This window comes from Solwaraspora sp. WMMB762 (genome assembly GCF_049179115.1).
In the GTDB taxonomy this organism is placed as follows: Bacteria; Actinomycetota; Actinomycetes; order Mycobacteriales; family Micromonosporaceae; genus Micromonospora_E.
Window position 1 is genome coordinate 3,417,545 of sequence record NZ_JBMHMD010000001.1, and the last position, 16,849, is coordinate 3,434,393.

10 protein-coding genes are annotated in these 16,849 nt (G+C 70.9%); 8 read left to right on the top strand and 2 right to left on the bottom strand.

Features of this window, described 5'->3' with window-relative positions; genetic code table 11:
• Positions 1 to 30 precede the first annotated feature (30 nt).
• On the bottom strand, positions 31 to 1,623 hold the full coding sequence (locus ACN27J_RS15085; protein ID WP_421372246.1) for a sensor histidine kinase: 1,593 nt from the start codon (positions 1,621 to 1,623) through the stop codon (positions 31 to 33).
• 8 nt (positions 1,624 to 1,631) lie between these two features.
• Positions 1,632 to 2,387, bottom strand: coding sequence for a response regulator transcription factor (locus ACN27J_RS15090; protein ID WP_421366898.1), 756 nt, complete (start codon positions 2,385 to 2,387; stop codon positions 1,632 to 1,634).
• Between the two features lie 200 nt (positions 2,388 to 2,587).
• Between ACN27J_RS15090 and ACN27J_RS15095 the strand changes: the two genes are divergently transcribed.
• The 8 genes from ACN27J_RS15095 to ACN27J_RS15130 all read left to right on the top strand — a co-directional run bounded on the left by ACN27J_RS15095 (position 2,588) and on the right by ACN27J_RS15130 (position 16,849).
• The gene (locus tag ACN27J_RS15095; protein ID WP_421366899.1) at positions 2,588 to 3,406 is read left to right on the top strand and encodes a polyphosphate polymerase domain-containing protein; all 819 of its coding nucleotides are present in this window, start codon (positions 2,588 to 2,590) and stop codon (positions 3,404 to 3,406) included.
• 1 nt (position 3,407) lies between these two features.
• The gene (locus ACN27J_RS15100) at positions 3,408 to 4,085 is read left to right on the top strand and encodes a DUF4956 domain-containing protein (protein ID WP_421366900.1); all 678 of its coding nucleotides are present in this window, start codon (positions 3,408 to 3,410) and stop codon (positions 4,083 to 4,085) included.
• Positions 4,085 to 5,788 (top strand): CotH kinase family protein, encoded by a 1,704-nt coding sequence (locus tag ACN27J_RS15105; RefSeq protein ID WP_421366901.1) that lies wholly within the window; start codon positions 4,085 to 4,087, stop codon positions 5,786 to 5,788. The genes ACN27J_RS15100 and ACN27J_RS15105 overlap by 1 nt, the downstream gene beginning before the upstream one ends.
• A 76-nt stretch (positions 5,789 to 5,864) precedes the next feature.
• Entirely contained in the window at positions 5,865 to 6,263 is a 399-nt protein-coding gene (locus ACN27J_RS15110) for a PPOX class F420-dependent oxidoreductase (protein ID WP_421366902.1), read from the top strand.
• Between the two features lie 154 nt (positions 6,264 to 6,417).
• The gene (locus ACN27J_RS15115) at positions 6,418 to 9,396 is read left to right on the top strand and encodes a glycine--tRNA ligase (RefSeq protein ID WP_421372249.1); all 2,979 of its coding nucleotides are present in this window, start codon (positions 6,418 to 6,420) and stop codon (positions 9,394 to 9,396) included.
• 191 nt (positions 9,397 to 9,587) lie between these two features.
• Entirely contained in the window at positions 9,588 to 10,184 is a 597-nt protein-coding gene (locus ACN27J_RS15120; RefSeq protein ID WP_278171493.1) for a CDP-alcohol phosphatidyltransferase family protein, read from the top strand.
• Positions 10,181 to 10,798, top strand: a complete 618-nt coding sequence (locus ACN27J_RS15125; protein WP_421366903.1) for a hypothetical protein — start codon at positions 10,181 to 10,183, stop codon at positions 10,796 to 10,798. Before ACN27J_RS15120 ends, ACN27J_RS15125 begins: the two co-directional genes overlap by 4 nt.
• A gap of 249 nt (positions 10,799 to 11,047) precedes the next feature.
• The gene (locus ACN27J_RS15130) at positions 11,048 to 16,849 is read left to right on the top strand and encodes a ThuA domain-containing protein (RefSeq protein WP_421366904.1); all 5,802 of its coding nucleotides are present in this window, start codon (positions 11,048 to 11,050) and stop codon (positions 16,847 to 16,849) included.

Below are 16,849 nucleotides of genomic sequence, written 5' to 3' on the forward strand. Positions count from 1 at the left end.
GCCCGGACCGCGGACCGCGCCGACCCCCGGCTAAAGCATGAGGGCTGGTGCGGGCCGGCACAACATCGGCTCGGGCAGCAGTACGCGGAACACGGCACCACCGCCCGGCCGGTCGTACAGCTCGATCCGGCCGGCGTGACCGTCCACGATCGCCGCGACGATCGCCAGCCCGAGGCCGGAGCCGCCGCCCCGCGCCCGGGTGCGGCTGGGATCCACCCGGTACAGCCGCTCGAAGACCCGCCCGGCGTGCGCCGCCGGCACGCCGGGACCGGTGTCGGTCACCTCGATCACCGCCAGCGGCGCGTCCGCCGGCAGGTCCCGCCCGACCGCCGCGAGCGGCCGGTCCGACAGGGCACCGCCAGCGCCGGCCGGCAGATACCCCACCCGTACGGTGATCTCGGCCGTCGGCGGGGTGTGCTGCAGCGCGTTCGCCACCAGGTTGGCGGCCACCTGGCGCAGCGCCGGCTCGTCCCCCGGCACCGAGACCGGCTGCAGGTCGGGTGCGACCGGCCGCAGGTCGGGCGCGGCGGAGCCGGCCGGCCCGGCCGGTGCCATCCGGACCCGACGGTCGGGGGCCCGGGCGGACGCGTCGCGGATCGTGTCGGCGGCGACCGCGAGCAGATCCACCGGTCGACGTACCGGCTGCCGACGCTGGTCGAGCCGGGCCAGCAGCAGCAGGTCCTCCACCAGCAGCCCCATCCGGGCCGCCTCCGCCTCGATCCGGCGCATCGCCTCGTCGAGTTCCGGGCCGGGCGTCGCCCCGCCCCGCCGGTACAGTTCGGCGAATCCCCGGATCGAGGTGAGCGGGGTGCGCAGCTCGTGCGACGCGTCCGCGACGAACTGCCGGAGTCGCTGCTCCGAGGCGGCCCGGGCGGCGACCTCGGCCCCGATCCGGTCCAGCATCGAGTTCAGCGCGCCGCCGAGCCGGCCGACCTCGGTGTGCGGGTCGGCGTCGAGGACCCGCCGGGCCAGGTTGCCGCCGGTGATCTCGGCGGCGATGCGTTCCATCCGGGTCAGCGGGCGCAGCCCGAGCCGGACCGTCGCGGCGGCGACCAGACCGAGCAGGACCAGGATCAGCAGCACCACCACGGCGTCGATCATGAGCAGCGTGTCGGCGGTCGCGTCGACCTGGCGCAGCGAGACACCGACCACCGCGAGCCCGCCGTCGGCGCGCGGCACCGTGAGCACCCGCCAGGACCCGTCACCGTCGACGGCGGGCACCGTGTAGGGACGCCGGACAGCGGCCCGCTCGACCAGCGCCGGATAGTCGTCCAACTCCGGCAGGGCGGCGTCCGGGTCGGAGGAGAACTGCTGGGTGAGGGTCCCGTCGGCGGCGTACAGCAGGACCGACTGGGCCGGTTGCAGGGAGGCGCCGGGGAACGGTCGGGGTCGGGGGCCGTCCGGGTCGAGGGTGGGCGGCGCGGATCCGGCGTACGGTCGGCTCATCAGCCGCAACTGCTCGTCGAGCCGGTCGGTCAGGCTCTGCCGCAGCAGAACCAGACCGGCCGTGTTGGCCAGCAGCAGGGCGACGGCGGTGAGGACCGCGGTGGCCAGCACCAGCCGGGACCGCAGCGTCCAGTGCGACCACCGCCGTACGGTGATCCGGGAACCGAACCGGTTCAGGTGCCGCATCAGACACCGCCCGACCGGGGCAGTCGCAGCGTGTAGCCGACCCCCCGGACGGTGTGAATCAGCGCCGGCTCATGCTGGTCGATCTTCTTACGCAGGTAGTAGACGTACGACTCGACGATCCGGCCGTCGCCGTCGAAGTCGTAGCTCCACACCCGGTCCAGGATCTGGCTCTTGCTGACCACCCGGCCGGCGTTGACCAGCAGATACCGCAGCAGGTTGAACTCGGTCGGCGACAGGTCGAGGCGCTGGCCGGCCCGGCGTACCTCGTGGGCGTCCTCGTCGAGCTCCAGGTCGGCGTAGCGCAGCACCCGGTCGGTCGGCTCGGGCTCGTCGACGACGCCGCTGCGCCGCAGGATCGCCCGGATCCGCAGCACCACCTCCTCCAGGCTGAACGGCTTGGTGACGTAGTCGTCGGCTCCGACGGTCAGCCCGGCGATCCGATCCTGCACGGCGTCCCGCGCGGTCAGGAACAGCACGGGCACGTGCCGGCGGCCGCCCCGGCGCATCGTCCGGGCCACCTCGAAGCCGTCCAGATCCGGCATCATCACGTCGAGGACCACCAGATCCGGCTCGAACTCCTCGATCGCCACCAGGGCGGCGCGGCCGCCGTCGACCACCCGGACGTCGAACCGGATCAGCCGCAACGTGGCGGCGAGCAGGGCGCAGATGTTCGGCTCGTCATCGACGACCAGGATCCGGGTGGCCCGGTCCGGTCCGGTGCCGGCTGCCTGGCCGATCTCGGCGGATGAGGTCATCAGCCATGCATACCGGCGGAGTCTCGGAACCGACTGGGAGCCAGCTGTGGGGTGGCCGGGCAACCACAGCCACCCCGGCCACCTGGCGGCCATCTTCCGTTTGCCTCAGCTTCGCAGCCCGTTCCGAGGTGGTTTTGAGCTCTGCGATGTTTCCTCACCTTCACACCGAATCCGCCCTACCTGAAGGTGAGGACCTGCCCATGCGACCCGAATCGGCATCGCCGACGGCGATCGGCCCAGGACCGGACGACCGGGCCGGTCACGGCGCGGACGACCGGGCCGGTCACGCGCTGCGGGGCGTCACCCGGCTGCACGCGTTCAACCGGTACGAGATCAAGTATCTGGTCGACAACGCGGCGGTACCCGCCCTGCGTGACCAGCTCGCCCGCCGGCTCGACCGGGACAGCCATGCCGGGACCACCGGGTACGGGGTGTGGAGCCTCTACTACGACACCGACGACCTGCGCTTCTACTGGGAGAAGATCGAAGGGCTGCGGTTCCGCCGCAAACTGCGGATCCGGCACTACGGCGACCGGACCGGCATCGACGACGACACCACCGTCCACGTCGAGATCAAGCAGCGGGTCAACCGGGTCACCCAGAAACGGCGGATCGCCCTGCCGTACCGACTGGCCCGTCAACTGTGCGACGGCCGCGCCATGATCGACCACGCCGAGCCGCAGCGGGGCTTCGTGCAGGAGGTCCTCGGCCTGGTCAGCGGCCTGGACCTGCGCCCGGTGGCGATCACCGGCTACCACCGGCTGGCGTTCGTCGGCACCGGCGCCGATCTCGGCCTGCGGGTCACCCTGGACACCCGGGTCCGGGGTCGGGACCGTGACCTGCACCTGGGCGTCGCCGCCGAGAACCGGTTCATCGTCCCGCCATGGCGATCGATCATGGAGGTGAAGGCGAACGAACGGGTCCCGTACTGGCTGACCGACCTCGCCGCGCAAGCCAACCTGTCGGTCGTGCGGGTCAGCAAGTACTGCCAGTGCGTCGAGGCGTTCGGGCGGGCCTGACATGGACATCACCTTCCAGGACCTGTCCAGCACGTTCAGCCTCGGCGACATCGCCGCGTCGCTGGCGCTTTCCTTCGTGCTCAGCGCGATCATCGGCTGGGTCTACCGGGCCACCCACCGCAACGTCTCGTACAGCCAGTCGTACGTTCAGACACTGATCATCCTCGGCATGCTGATCTCGTTGATCATGCTGGTCGTCGGCTCCAACATCGCCCGCGCCTTCGCCCTGGTCGGCGCGTTGTCCGTGGTCCGGTTCCGCAACGCGATCAAGGAGACCCGCGACGTCGGCTTCATCTTCCTGGTGATGGGCGTCGGCATGGCCTGCGGCACCCGGTTCTACCTGCTCGCGGTGATCGCCACGGTCGCGATCTGCCTGATCATCGGGGTGATGTACCGCTTCAACTGGTTCGCGCTCAACGTGCAACGCCAGGTGGTGAAGGTGCAGGTGCCACCGGACCGCGACCACACGCACGCCGTACAGGACGTGCTGCTGCGGCTGACCACCGAGTTCGAGCTGGTCAGCATCGAGTCCATCCGGGGCGGCGCGTTGACCGAGCTGATGTACACGGTCAGGTTGAAGAAGGGCACCGAGCCGGGCGAGCTGATCGCGGCGTTGAGCGAGCTGACCGGCGGCCAGCGGGTCACGGTGCTCACCGGCTACGACCAGACGGACCTGTGATGAGCGGTACGCCGTCCGCCCCGAATCCACCGGCCGTGCCGCCGGTCGCTGCGCCGAAGCGTCGGTTGCGGCACCGGATCCCGCTGCGGGTCCGGCACAACTACCGGCTGCTGGCCAGCTGCACCGCCTTCCTGCTGGTAGTGACGGTCGTGCTGGGCAGCACCCGGATCCGGCCGTACGTCACCAGCGCGGCCGACGCCGCGACCGACCTGGTGACGGTCGACATCGCCGGCACCGTCGACCTGTTCGACCCGACGGTGGCCCACGAGATCTCGCTGGTCTTCGCCGACGCCGACTATCAGCGGATGCTCGACGCCTACTTCACCGACGGGGAGAAGGAGTACGTCGAGGCCGACCTGGTCGTCGACGGGACCACGATCCCCAGCGTGGGCATCCGGCTCAAGGGCAACTCCACCCTGTCCGGTCTGACCCGCGACGGCGAGACCGCGCAGCGCGGCGGGGCCGCCCCCGGCGGTGGGCAGTTCGGCGGCGGGCAGGCACCCGACGGCGGGCAGTTCGGCGGCGGCCAGCGACCCGACGGCGGCCAGTTCGGCGGCGGCCAGGGACAGCGGCAGGGCGCAGGCGGGCCGGGCGGCGGAATGGGCCGTGCCGGGCTGGCCGCCGAGGAGCCGGAAACCCTACCCTGGCTGATCAGCTTCGACACGTTCGTCGAGGGGCGGCGCTACCAGGGTCTGCAGGAGATCGCGGTGCGGGTCGGCGGAATGGGTGGCGGCACCGCCGTAGCCAACGAGGCGCTGGCCCTGTCGCTGTTCGGCACCGCCGGGATGACCACCCAGCGGTACGCGTACAGCGCGTTCACGGTCAACGACCGGCCGACCACCGCCCGGCTCGTGGTGGAGCACCCCGACGAGCACTACGCCGCCGGGCTGGGTGACAGTGGCGTGCTCTACAAGTCGTTGGCCGGCGGTTCGTTCACCTACCAGGGCGAGGACCTGGTCGAGTACCAGGACGACTTCAAGCAGATCAACCTCACCGGAAGTCAGGATCTGCAGCCGGTGATCAACCTGATCCGCTGGGTGTCCGAGGCGTCCGACGAGGAGTTCGACGCCGAACTGGCCGACCACGTCGACGTCGAGTCGTTCGCCCGCTACGTCGCCGCCCAGAACCTGCTGCTCAACTTCGACGACATGGCCGGTCCCGGCCGCAACTACTACCTCTGGTACGACCTGGCCACCCGGAAGTTCACGGTGGTCAGCTGGGACCACAACCTGACGTTCAGTGGCGACGCCACCCTCGGGCCGCAGGACACGGTGACCATGGGCGGTGGCCGGTTCGGTGGCGGCGGTGCCACGCCGCAAGACGGCACGGCACCCCAGGACGGCACGGCACCACCCGACGGGTTCGAGCCGCCCGACGGGTTCGAGCCGCCCGACGGATTCCAGCCGCCCGACGGGGCCGGCTCCGGGGCGGCGCCGCAGGAAGGTGGGCCCGGCCGGTCGATGGGGCACCCGCTCAAGGAACGGTTCCTGGCCAGCGACGCGTTCACCGAGATGTACGAGGCCGCGTACCGCGATCTCTATCAGCGGATGTTCGCCAGCGGCGCGGCGACGGCCGCGCTGGACAACCTGGCCGCCGTCCTGGCAACCGTCGACGGTCAGGACGGCTCGGCGGTCGCGACCGAGCTGGAACAGCTACGGACCACGGTCGAGCAGCGGACGGAAAGCCTGCGCGGTCAGGTGTGAGCGACGCCTGGCGGCCGTAGAGTCGGTGACCGTACGCGACCAATCGACCCGTCGCCCGCTGGAAGGAGCTCCGTCGATGGCCAAGCCGCCGTTGCCGCAACACCTGGTCGAGATGCTGGGCCGGCCGAACCTGTCGGTGATGGGCACGGTGAACCCGAGCGGCGCGCCGGTGACCGTCGCCACCTGGTACCTGTGGGACGACGGCCGGGTGCTGCTCAACCTGGACGCCGGGCGTAAGCGGCTGGAGCATCTGCGGGCCGACCCACGGGTGTCGCTGACCGTGCTGGACGGCGACTCCTGGTACCGGCACGTCAGCCTGCACGGCAGCGTGACCATCGAGCCGGACCCCGAGCTGGCCGGGATCGACCGGCTGGCCCGGCACTACACCGGTGACCGCTACCCGGACCGGGAGCGCCCCCGGGTGTCCGCCTGGCTGACCGTGGAGTCCTACCACGCCTGGGGCTTCGACCGCTGACCTCCAGCTCCCAGCGGACCACCCACCGCCGCGCGGGTCACGGCCCGTTCAGGTCGGTCGCGGCCGGGCAAATAGAATGGCCCGGAATCATCCGCCGCCGGCCGGTACCCGACGTACCGGCCGTCACCGACCTTGGGAGCAATTCGTGCTGACGATGCAGGACGCGCTGGCCCGCCTCGCGGCGTACTGGGCCGAGCAGGGTTGCCTGACGGTCCAGCCGATGAACACCGAGGTCGGCGCCGGCACGCTGAACCCGGCCACGTTCCTGCGGGTGCTCGGCCCGGAGCCGTGGCGGGTCGCCTACGTCGAGCCGTCGGTGCGCCCGGACGACGCCCGGTACGGCGAGAACCCGAACCGGATCCAGACCCACACCCAGTTCCAGGTGATCCTCAAGCCCGAGCCGGGCGACGCGCAGGAGCTCTACCTCGGCAGCTTGGCCGCGCTGGGCATCGACGTGGCCGCGCACGACGTCCGGTTCGTCGAGGACAACTGGGCCTCGCCGGCGCTGGGCGCGTGGGGGCTCGGCTGGGAGGTCTGGCTGGACGGTTTGGAGATCACTCAGTTCACCTACTTCCAGCAGGCCGGTGGAATCAACCTCGAGGTGCCGTCGGTGGAGATCACCTACGGCATCGAGCGGATCATGATGGCGTTGCAGGGCGTCCGCCACTTCAAGGAGATCGCGTACGCGCCGGGCATCTCCTACGGCGAGATCTTCGGCCCGGGTGAGTACGAGATGTCCCGTTACTACCTGGACGACGCCGACGTCGCCACCAACCGGCAGCTGCTCGACCTGTACGCCGCCGAGGCGCAGCGGATGATCGACGCCGGGCTGCCGGTCCCGGCGCACAGCTTCGTCCTCAAGTGCTCGCAGGCGTTCAACGTGCTGGACGCGCGGGGCGCGGTCTCCACCGCCGAGCGGGCCACCGAGTTCGCCCGGATGCGCCGGCTCGCCGGCGAGGTGGCGCAGCTGTGGGTACGCCGCCGTGACGAGCTGGGCCACCCACTCGGTGTGGTGCCACCGGCACCGGCCGGGCAGGCCGACGGGGCAGCCGCACAGCCCGGTGAGTCCGGTCCGGCCCGGCAGCTGGTCTTCGAGATCGGCACCGAGGAGATGCCGCCGTCGGAGGTCCGCTCGGCCCGCCAGCAGGTCGCCAAGCTGGTCGCCGACCGGTTGGCCGCCACCCGGCTGGCGCACGGTGACGTCCGGGTGCTGGCCACCCCGCGCCGGCTGGTCGCTGTCGTCGACGCGGTCGCCGCCCGCGAGCCCGACCACACCCGCACGGTACGCGGCCCGAAGGTCGCCGCCGGGTTCCGCCCGGACGGCACGCCCACCCCGGCTGCGGCGGGCTTCGCCCGTTCCCAGGGGGTCGAGGTGGCCGACCTGGCCCGGGTGGAGATCGGCGGCGTACCGCATCTGGCGGTGCTGCGCGACGAGCCCGGCCGCACCGCGACGGAGGTCCTCACCGAGGTGCTCGCCGGGGTGGTCACCGGCCTGCGCTCGGCGAAGAACATGCGGTGGCGGGATCCGCAGCTGGCGTTCACCCGTCCGGTCCGCTGGCTGCTGGCGCTCTGGGGTGACGTGGTGGTGCCGGTCGAGGTGTCCACGCTGGCCGCCGGCCGGACCACCCGGGTGCACCGGACCGCCGCGACGTCGACCGTCGAGGTGGCCGACGCGGAGAGCTACCTGGCGACGGTCCGTGGCGCCGGCATCGTGGTGGACCCGGAGGAACGCCGGGCGATCGTCACCGCCGCCGCCGGTGAGCTGGCCGCCGGCGTCGGCGGTCAGGTCGACCTGACCGCCGAGGCCGGTCTACTCACCCAGGTGGTGGACCTGATCGAGCAGCCCACGCCGCTGCTCGGCGGGTTCGAGGAACGCTACCTGGAGCTACCCGAGGCGGTGCTGGCCACGGTGATGCGCAAGCATCAGCGGTACCTGCCGGTGCGTGGCGCGGACAGTGCCCTGTTGCCGCACTTCGTGGCGGTCGCCAACGGCGCGATCGACACCGATCTGGTACGGGCCGGCAACGAGGCGGTGCTGCGGGCCCGGTACGAGGACGCGGCGTTCTTCTACCGCGCGGACCGGGCGACCCCGCTGGCCGAGCTGCGGTCCCGACTGAACCGGTTGACCTTCACCGACAAGCTGGGGTCGATGGCGGACCGGGCCGACCGGATCGCCGGGCTGGCCGGTGACCTGGCCGAGATGATCGCACTGTCCGATGCGGACCGAACGACCTTGGGCCGCGCGGCCGAGTTGGTCAAGTTCGACCTCGGCTCGCAGATGGTCACCGAGATGACCAGTCTCGCCGGGGTGATGGCCCGTGACTACGCCGAGCACGCCGGGGAGCCGGCGGCGGTCGCGCAGGCGGTGTTCGAGGCCGAGCTGCCGCGCAGCACCGGTGACCAGCTGCCGCAGTCGCTGCCGGGGGCGCTGCTGTCGCTGGCCGACCGGCTGGATCTGGTGACCGGGCTGGCTGCCACGGTCGGCATGCCGACCGGCAGCAGCGACCCGTTCGCGATCCGGCGGGCGGTGCTGGGGCTGTTGGCGGTGCACCGGAGTCAGCCAGGGCTGGCCGGGATCTCGCTGGCCGCCGGGCTGGCGGCTGCCGCCCGGCGGCAGCCGGTGCCGGTCGACGAGGCGGTGCTGGCCGAGATCGTCGAGTTCCTGACCCGCCGGGTGGAGCAACTGCTGACCGAGGAGGGCCAGCCGGTGGACCGGGTCCGCGCGGTGCTGGCGCACGCCGACCGGCCGCAGCTGGTCGACCGGCTGCTGACCCAGCTGGACCGGCTGCTGGCCGACGAGCAGTTCCGGGCACTCGCCGAGGCGCTGCAGCGGGCCCGGCGGATCGTCCCGGCCGACGTGCCCGCCGAGTACGACCCGGCGCTGCTCACCGAACCGGCCGAGGTGCGGCTGCACGAGGTGGTCAAGCAGGTGCGGGCCGATCTGGACCACAGCGCGGACCTCGACCGGTTCACCGGGATCGCCGGGCAGCTGACCGCGCCGGTGAACGCCTTCTTCGACGACGTCTTCGTGATGGCCGAGGATCCGCAGCTGCGTCAGGCCCGGCTGGGTCTGCTCGCCACGGTCGCGGCGCTCGCCGCCGACGTGCTGGACTGGCCACAGCTGAGGATGTGACCCTCAAGGAGCGGTCCGCCACGCGCGGTGGCGGGGCGGTTCGGCCACGCGGCGGGGTCTGCCGGCCGTGCTACCGTCTGTCAGTCCACACTCGGTGTCGACGAGGAAGGCGGGGGCTGGCCATTACGTCTCCGGGAGCCTGCGACACGCACCCGTCCGCCGGTGCCGCCACGGCCGCGCCGCACGGTTGGGTGGACGGGCCTGCCGGGCCGGTCCGCAACGTACCGAATCTGATCACCACGGTCCGGACCGTGGTCGCCGTCGGCCTGGCCGTGCTGGCCGTCGTCGGCGACAGCGCGGTGCTCACCGGCGTCGCGATCGCCTGCTACTGGATCGGTGACATGGCGGACGGTCTGGCCGCCCGGCTGCTGCGGCAGGAGACCCGGTTCGGCGCCGTCTATGACATCGTCTGCGACCGGATCTGTTGCCTGGCGGTCGCCGCCGCGCTGATCCCGCTGCTGCCGTCGATGGGCGTGCCGCTGGGCATCTTCGTCGTGCAGTTCGTCGTGGTGGACCTGGTGTTGAGCCTGAGTTTCCTGCGGTGGCCGCTGCTGAGCCCGAACTACTTCCATCTTGTGCACACCCAGGTGTACCGGTTCAACTGGTCGCCGGTGGCGAAGGCGTTGAACACCGGCGGCCTGGTGCTGCTGGTGGTGCTGGCACCGTCGCCGGTGCTTCCGGTGGCTTTCACCTTGGCGATCGCCGCGGTGAAGCTCGCTTCGCTCGTCGTGGTGGCCCGGATCCCGCTCGCTGTCGACCTTCCGGGTCTGCGCGCCGCCTCCTCGTGATCGCGGTCCTGCTGGCCACCGTCGCGGTGGGTGCGTTGTCGGCGGTGTCGCCGGTGACTCCGATCGAGCCGTACCTGATCGCGTTGACCGCCACCACGTCCCATCAGCCGGTCGCGTTGGGCGTCGCTGCGGCGCTCGGTCAGACCGCCGCCAAGCTCGCCATGTTCCTGGCGTCGCGGGGGGTGATCCAGTCGCCGTGGCTGCGCCGGTGGCTGGCCAAGCGGACCGCGCCGAAGGCGGCGGCCACGACCAGCGCGGTAGCGGCCGACGGCACGACGCCGGCGGACCCGACGGCGGCGGACGGCAGGTCGCGGGCCGGATGGTTCCGCCGGATCGGTCCGGCGATCGGCGACCGGCTGCCGCAGGGGCTGCGCAGCAGGTTGTCCGGCTGGGCGGGCTGGGTGGCCCGGGAGCACCGCCGACTGTACGAGCCGGCGTTCGTCGTACCGACCCTGTTCGCGAGCAGCGTGATCGGCGTGCCTCCGCTGCTGGTCACGACGGTGGTGGCCGGTGGCACCCGGATGCCGGTCAGCGTGTTCACAGTGGTCTGCTTCGTCGGCAGATCGATCCGATTCGTCGCACTTGCGATGGTTCCGAGCTGGTTCACCGGCTGAGCGTTTATCAAACCGTTACACGCATAGCCCTTGCCGGAAACAGAGCCGGCAGTCCCTAATTTGTCCAACGGCTTAACAAAACCTCGGTGACCGCGTCGTGGCAGCGCGTTCACCGGGCCAGACGGGACGGCCATCGGCGGGTCGGCCCACCCGACAGTGTGTTCACCAGGACTAGGAGACCACGTGTCCCGAACCCGCCGACGCCATGTTCAACGTGGCCCGCTAACCGCTGCAATACTTTCGCTCTCCATGTTGTCTACTGCCCTGCTCGGTGCCCCCGCCGCGCAGGCCGCACCGGGCACTCCGGGCAACCCGGTCGATCCTGCCCCCGCCGTGCAGGCCGGCCCGGGCGATTTCGAGGCGGCCGCCGACGAGCCGTACTCAGTGCTCGTCTTCTCCAAGACCGCTGGCTTCCGGCACGGCTCCATCCCGGCTGGCATCGCCGCGATCGAGCAGCTCGGTGCCGACAACGGCTTCACCGTCGACACCACCGAGGACGGCGCCGACTTCACCGACGCCAACCTGGCCAACTACCGGGCGGTCATCTGGCTGTCCACCACCGGTGACGTCCTCGACACCAACCAGCAGGCCGCCTTCGAACGCTACGTCCAGGCCGGTGGCGGGTACGTCGGCATCCACGCCGCCTCCGACACCGAGTACAGCTGGCCCTGGTACGGCGAACTGGTCGGTGCCTACTTCTCCGGCCACCCGGCCAACCAGAACGCCGTGGTCAAGGTCGAGGACCCGGCCCACCCGTCCACCGACGGACTGCCCGCCGAATGGACCCGCTACGACGAGTGGTACAACTTCCAGACCAACCCGCGCGGCGACGTGCACGTGCTGGCCAGCCTGGACGAGACCAGCTACACCCCCGGTGCCGGCGCGATGGGTGCCGACCACCCGATCGCCTGGTGCAGCGACTACGACGGCGGCCGGGCCTGGTACACCGGCGGCGGCCACACCGACGAGTCGTTCGCCGAGCCGGAGTTCCTCGACCACCTGCTCGGCGGCATCCAGTCCGCCGCCGGGGCCGTCGACTCCGACTGCGGTGCCTCGCTGACCGAGAGCTTCGAGAAGATCACCCTGGACAACAACACCAGCAACCCGATGGAGCTGGACATCGCCCCGGACGGGCGGGTCTTCTACATCGAGCGTGACGGCCGGGTGCAGATCGTCAAGCCGGACACCGGCAACACGGTCACCGCGATCGACCTCGACGTGTTCACCGGCAACGAGGACGGCCTGATCGGTATCCGGCTCGACCCGGACTTCGCCGACAACGGCTGGGTGTACCTCTACTACGCCCCCAACGACGGCGTGGCCCGCAACCTGCTGTCCCGGTTCACCGTGGTCGGCGACAGCATCGACCCGGCCAGCGAGAAGGCCGTGCTGCAGGTCGACACGCAGCGCAACACCTGCTGCCACGCCGGCGGCACCATGACCTTCGACAGCCAGGGCAACCTCTACCTGGCGACCGGGGACAACACCAACCCGTTCGAGTCGAGCGCCTACACCCCGATCGACGAGCGGGCCGGGCGGCAGGACTACGACGCGCAGCGTACCTCCGGCAACACCAACGACCTGCGCGGCAAGGTGATCCGGATCCACCCGGAGGACGACGGGACGTACACCATCCCGGACGGCAACCTGTTCGCACCGGGCACCGCGCAGACCCGCCCGGAGATCTACGCGATGGGCTTCCGCAACCCGTTCCGGATCGGCATGGACCTGGCCACCGACACGCTCTTCGTGGCGGACTACGGCCCGGACGCCAACTCGGACAACCCAGACCGGGGTCCCCGGGGCCTGGTCGAGTGGAACATCGTCGACACTCCCGGCAACTACGGCTGGCCGTACTGCACCGGGACGAACGAGGCGTACAACGACTACCAGTTCCCGTCCGGCCCCAGCGGTGCGAAGTTCGACTGCTCGGCGCCGGTGAACGACTCCCCCAACAACACCGGCCTGACCGAGTTGCCGCCGGCGATCCCCGCCACCGTCGACTACGGCTACAGCGGTGACCCGCGCTACCCCGAGATCGGTGGCGGTGGTGCGCCGATGGGCGGACCGGTCTACCGCTACGACACCGAGCTTGCCTCGGACCGCAAGTGGCCGGCGTACTACGACGGCAAGGCGCTGCTGGGCGAGTGGAACCAGTCGAAGATGTACTCCATGCAGGTGTCCGCTGACGGCACCGAGCTGGTGGACATCAACCAGTTGCTGACCGGGATGAGCTTCGTCCGCCCGATGGACTTCGAGTTCGGCCCCGACGGCGCCCTGTACCTGATCGAATGGGGCAGCGGCTTCGGCGGCAACAACGACGACTCGGGGGTCTACCGGATCGACTACATCGCCGGTAGCCGGGCACCGATCGCGGAGGCCAGCGCCACCCCGACCTCCGGCCAGGCACCGCTGACCGTGCAGTTCTCCAGCGCGGGCTCGCGCGACCCGGACGGCGGCACGCTGACCTACGCCTGGGCGTTCGGTGACGGCGGGACCTCCACCGAGGCCAACCCGACCCACACCTACACCGAGGCCGGCAACTACACCGCGCAGTTGACCGTGACCAACCCCAACGAGCGCACGGCGGTTGCCAACGTACCGGTGACAGTCGGTAACACCGCACCGACGGTGACCATCGACTTCCCGCCGGCCGGCGGCTTCTTCAACTGGGGCGACCAGGTCGAGTACACGATCACCGTGACCGACCCGGAGGACGGCGAGATCGACTGTGACCGGGTGGAGCTGCAGGTGCTGCTCGGCCACGACGAGCACGCCCACCCGTTGGAGCAGCACACCGGCTGCTCCGGCACGGTGCAGACCCAGCTCGCCGCCGGCCACGGCGCCGAGGCGAACGTCTTCGGCGTGTTCGAGGCCACCTACACCGACGACGGCGGTGTCGGCGGTGCCGCGCCGCTGACCGGCCGGGCGATCGAGCTGCTGCAGCCCAAGCGCAAGCAGGCCGAGTACTTCAGCTCGACCGGACGGGTGGACGGCGCCACCGGCGACGACGACCCGGGTGTGCAGACCGAGGCCACCAGCGACCCGGCCGGTGGTGGCGAGAACATCGGCTTCATCGAGGACGGCGACTGGTGGTCGGTCGACCCGGCCAACCTGACCAACGTCGACTCGATCCGGTTCCGGGTCGCGTCGGCGACGGCCGGCGGCCGGATCGAGGTCCGCGCCGACGCCGTCGACGGTCCGGTGGTCGCCTCCGCTGACATCGCGGGTACCGGCGACTGGCAGACCTGGACCGACGTGACCGCGCCGGTCACCGGCGGTGCCGACGCGGCGGTGCTGTACTTCGTCGCCCGGGATCCGGGTGGCGGCGCCGATTCGCTGTTCAACGTCAACTGGATGGACTTCCTCGGCCGAGGCGTCACCGAGAACGCGCCGCCGCAGGTCAGCGTCACCGCGACGCCGACGTCCGGCACCGCGCCGCTCACCGTGGCGTTCGACGGCACGGCCACCGACGCCGAGGGCGACACCCCGTTGACGTACGCCTGGGACTTCGGTGACGGCGCTACCGCCGACACCCTGGACGCCAGCCACACGTACACCGCACCGGGCACCTTCGTCGCCACCCTGGTGGTGACCGACGCCCGGGGCGCGACGGCATCGGCGTACGTGTCGGTGCGGGTCGAGGCGCCGAACACGTCCTGCTTCGGGGCGCGGTCGGACGACTTCCTCGGCGACGAACTGGACCGCGACCGGTGGACGGTGGTCCGGGAGAGCCAGGTGTACTCGGTGGCCGACGGCACGCTGCTGCTGCCGACCGGCGTCGGTGACCTGTACGGCGACCGCAACGACGCCACCAACCTGGTCCTGCAGCCCGCGCCGGACGGCGCCTGGCAGGCCACCACCAAGGTCACGTTGCCGGTGACCGCCAACTACCAGCAGGCTGGTCTGCTGGTCTACGGCGACGACGACAACTACGCCAAGCTGGATCTGCTCTACTCCGGCAGTCGCCGGGTGGAGTTCATCCGGGAGACCGCCGGCACCCCGCGCAACGAGGGTGCCGACGCCACCGACGCACCCACAGGTGACACCATCTACCTGCGGTTGACCAGCGACGGGACGAACCTGACCGCGGCGTACTCGGCCGACGGGCAGACCTTCACCCCGGTCGGCCGCGAGGCCGCGCTGGACGGCATCGAGAACCCGCAGTTCGGCGTGTTCGCGCTCAACGGTGGGACCGAGGCTCCGGTGGTCGACGCGGCCTTCGACTGGTTCCAGGTGGCGCCGGACGAGCCGGCCGGGCCGGTCGAGCCGTCCGACGAGTTCGACGGCGACGCGCTGGACAAGTGCCGGTGGGACGCCATCGTGCGGGAGGACGCGGCTGCCTACCGGGTCGTCGACGGGTCGTTGTTCATCGACGTGCCCAACGGCGACATCTACACCGGTGACAACACCGGGCCGACGAACTTCATCCTGCAGACCGCGCCCGAGGGCGACTGGACGATCGAGACGAAGATCGACGGCAGCCTGCTGAACGAGCAGTACCAGCAGGCCGGGTTGCTCGTCTACGCCGACGACGACAACTACCTGAAGTTGGACTTCGTCACCGACAACTCGCCCGGTTCGGCGGTCAGCCGGCGGATCGAGTTCCGCAGCGAGATCGACGCGGTGGTGCAGGACCCGCAGCCGGGGGCCACCGGTTTGACCTCGGGTGTGTGGTACCTGCGGGTGTCCCGTGCCGGTGACGTCTTCACCGCTGCTTACTCGGCGGACGGCACCGACTGGACGGAGTTCGAGTCGCTGACCAGCGCGGTCGTCGGGGCCACCCCGAAGATCGGCGTGTTCACCCTCAGCGGCAACCAGACGGAGTCGAAGACCGCGTCGTTCGACTACTTCCGGTTGACCACGGAGGTGTCGGAGGAGGACACCACGGCGCCGGTGACCGAGGCCGAGGTCGTCGGGACCGGCGAGCCGGCTGGTCCGGTCGAGGGCTGGTACCCCGGGCCGGTCGCGGTCACCCTGACCGCCACCGACGAAGATGGTGGCAGCGGGGTGGCGGGTACCGAGTACTCGCTCGACGACGAGACCGGGTGGACGGCGTACACCGAGCCGGTAGCGGTGAGCGGGGACGGCAGCCACGAGCTGCGGTTCCGGTCCACCGACGCCGCCGGCAACGTGGAGCAGACCCAGTCGGTCACCTTCCAGATCGACGCCACGGCGCCGGTCAGCTCGGCGGAGTTCGCCCCGGCGAACGACAATGGCTGGCACGACGGCACCATCCCGGTTGTGCTCTCCTCGACCGACGACGGTTCCGGGGTCGAGCTGCTGGAATGGTCGCTCGACGGCGGTGACTGGACGCCGTACGACGAGCCGGTCGAGGTGACCGGCGACGGTGACCACGAGCTGCTCTACCGGGCCACCGACCTCGCCGGCAACGTCGAGGCGCTCAAGTCGGCCGTGGTGAAGATCGACGGCAGCAAGCCGACCCTGCTGATCTCCGGGCTGGCCGACGGCCAGCTGTACGGCGACAGCCAGGACGTACGGGTGTCGTGGCAGGCGGTCGACCCGACCTCCGGCATCGACACCGTCGTCGGCACGCTGGACGGGCAACCGTACGCGAACGACACCCTCCAGGTGATGTACGACCTGCCGCTCGGCCTGCACGAGCTGACCGTGACCGCGACCGACAAGGCGGGTAACGACACCACCTCGACGGTCCGGTTCTTCGTCACCACGTCGTTCCGGGACATGCAGAGCCTGATCGACAGGTTCAAGGCGACCGGACGGTTGTCCAACAAGGCGGACCGTAAGCTGTCCAACAAGCTGGACGCGGCGCGGCTGTCGGAAGCACAGGGCAAGGACAAGCGGGCTACGCAGCAGCTGACCGCGTTCAAGGCCCTGGCCGCCGACCCGGAGCTGGTCACCGACACCGACGTACGGGACACCCTGATCCGCGACGCCGACGCCATGATCGAACGGCTCGGTGGTACGGCGAGCGCGGCCGGGGTGAAGGCGAACGGCGGCAAGCCGGTCACCGGTGCCGGTCGGCTGGCGGAGGACCCCACCCGGATCGATCCCGACCAGCAACTCTGA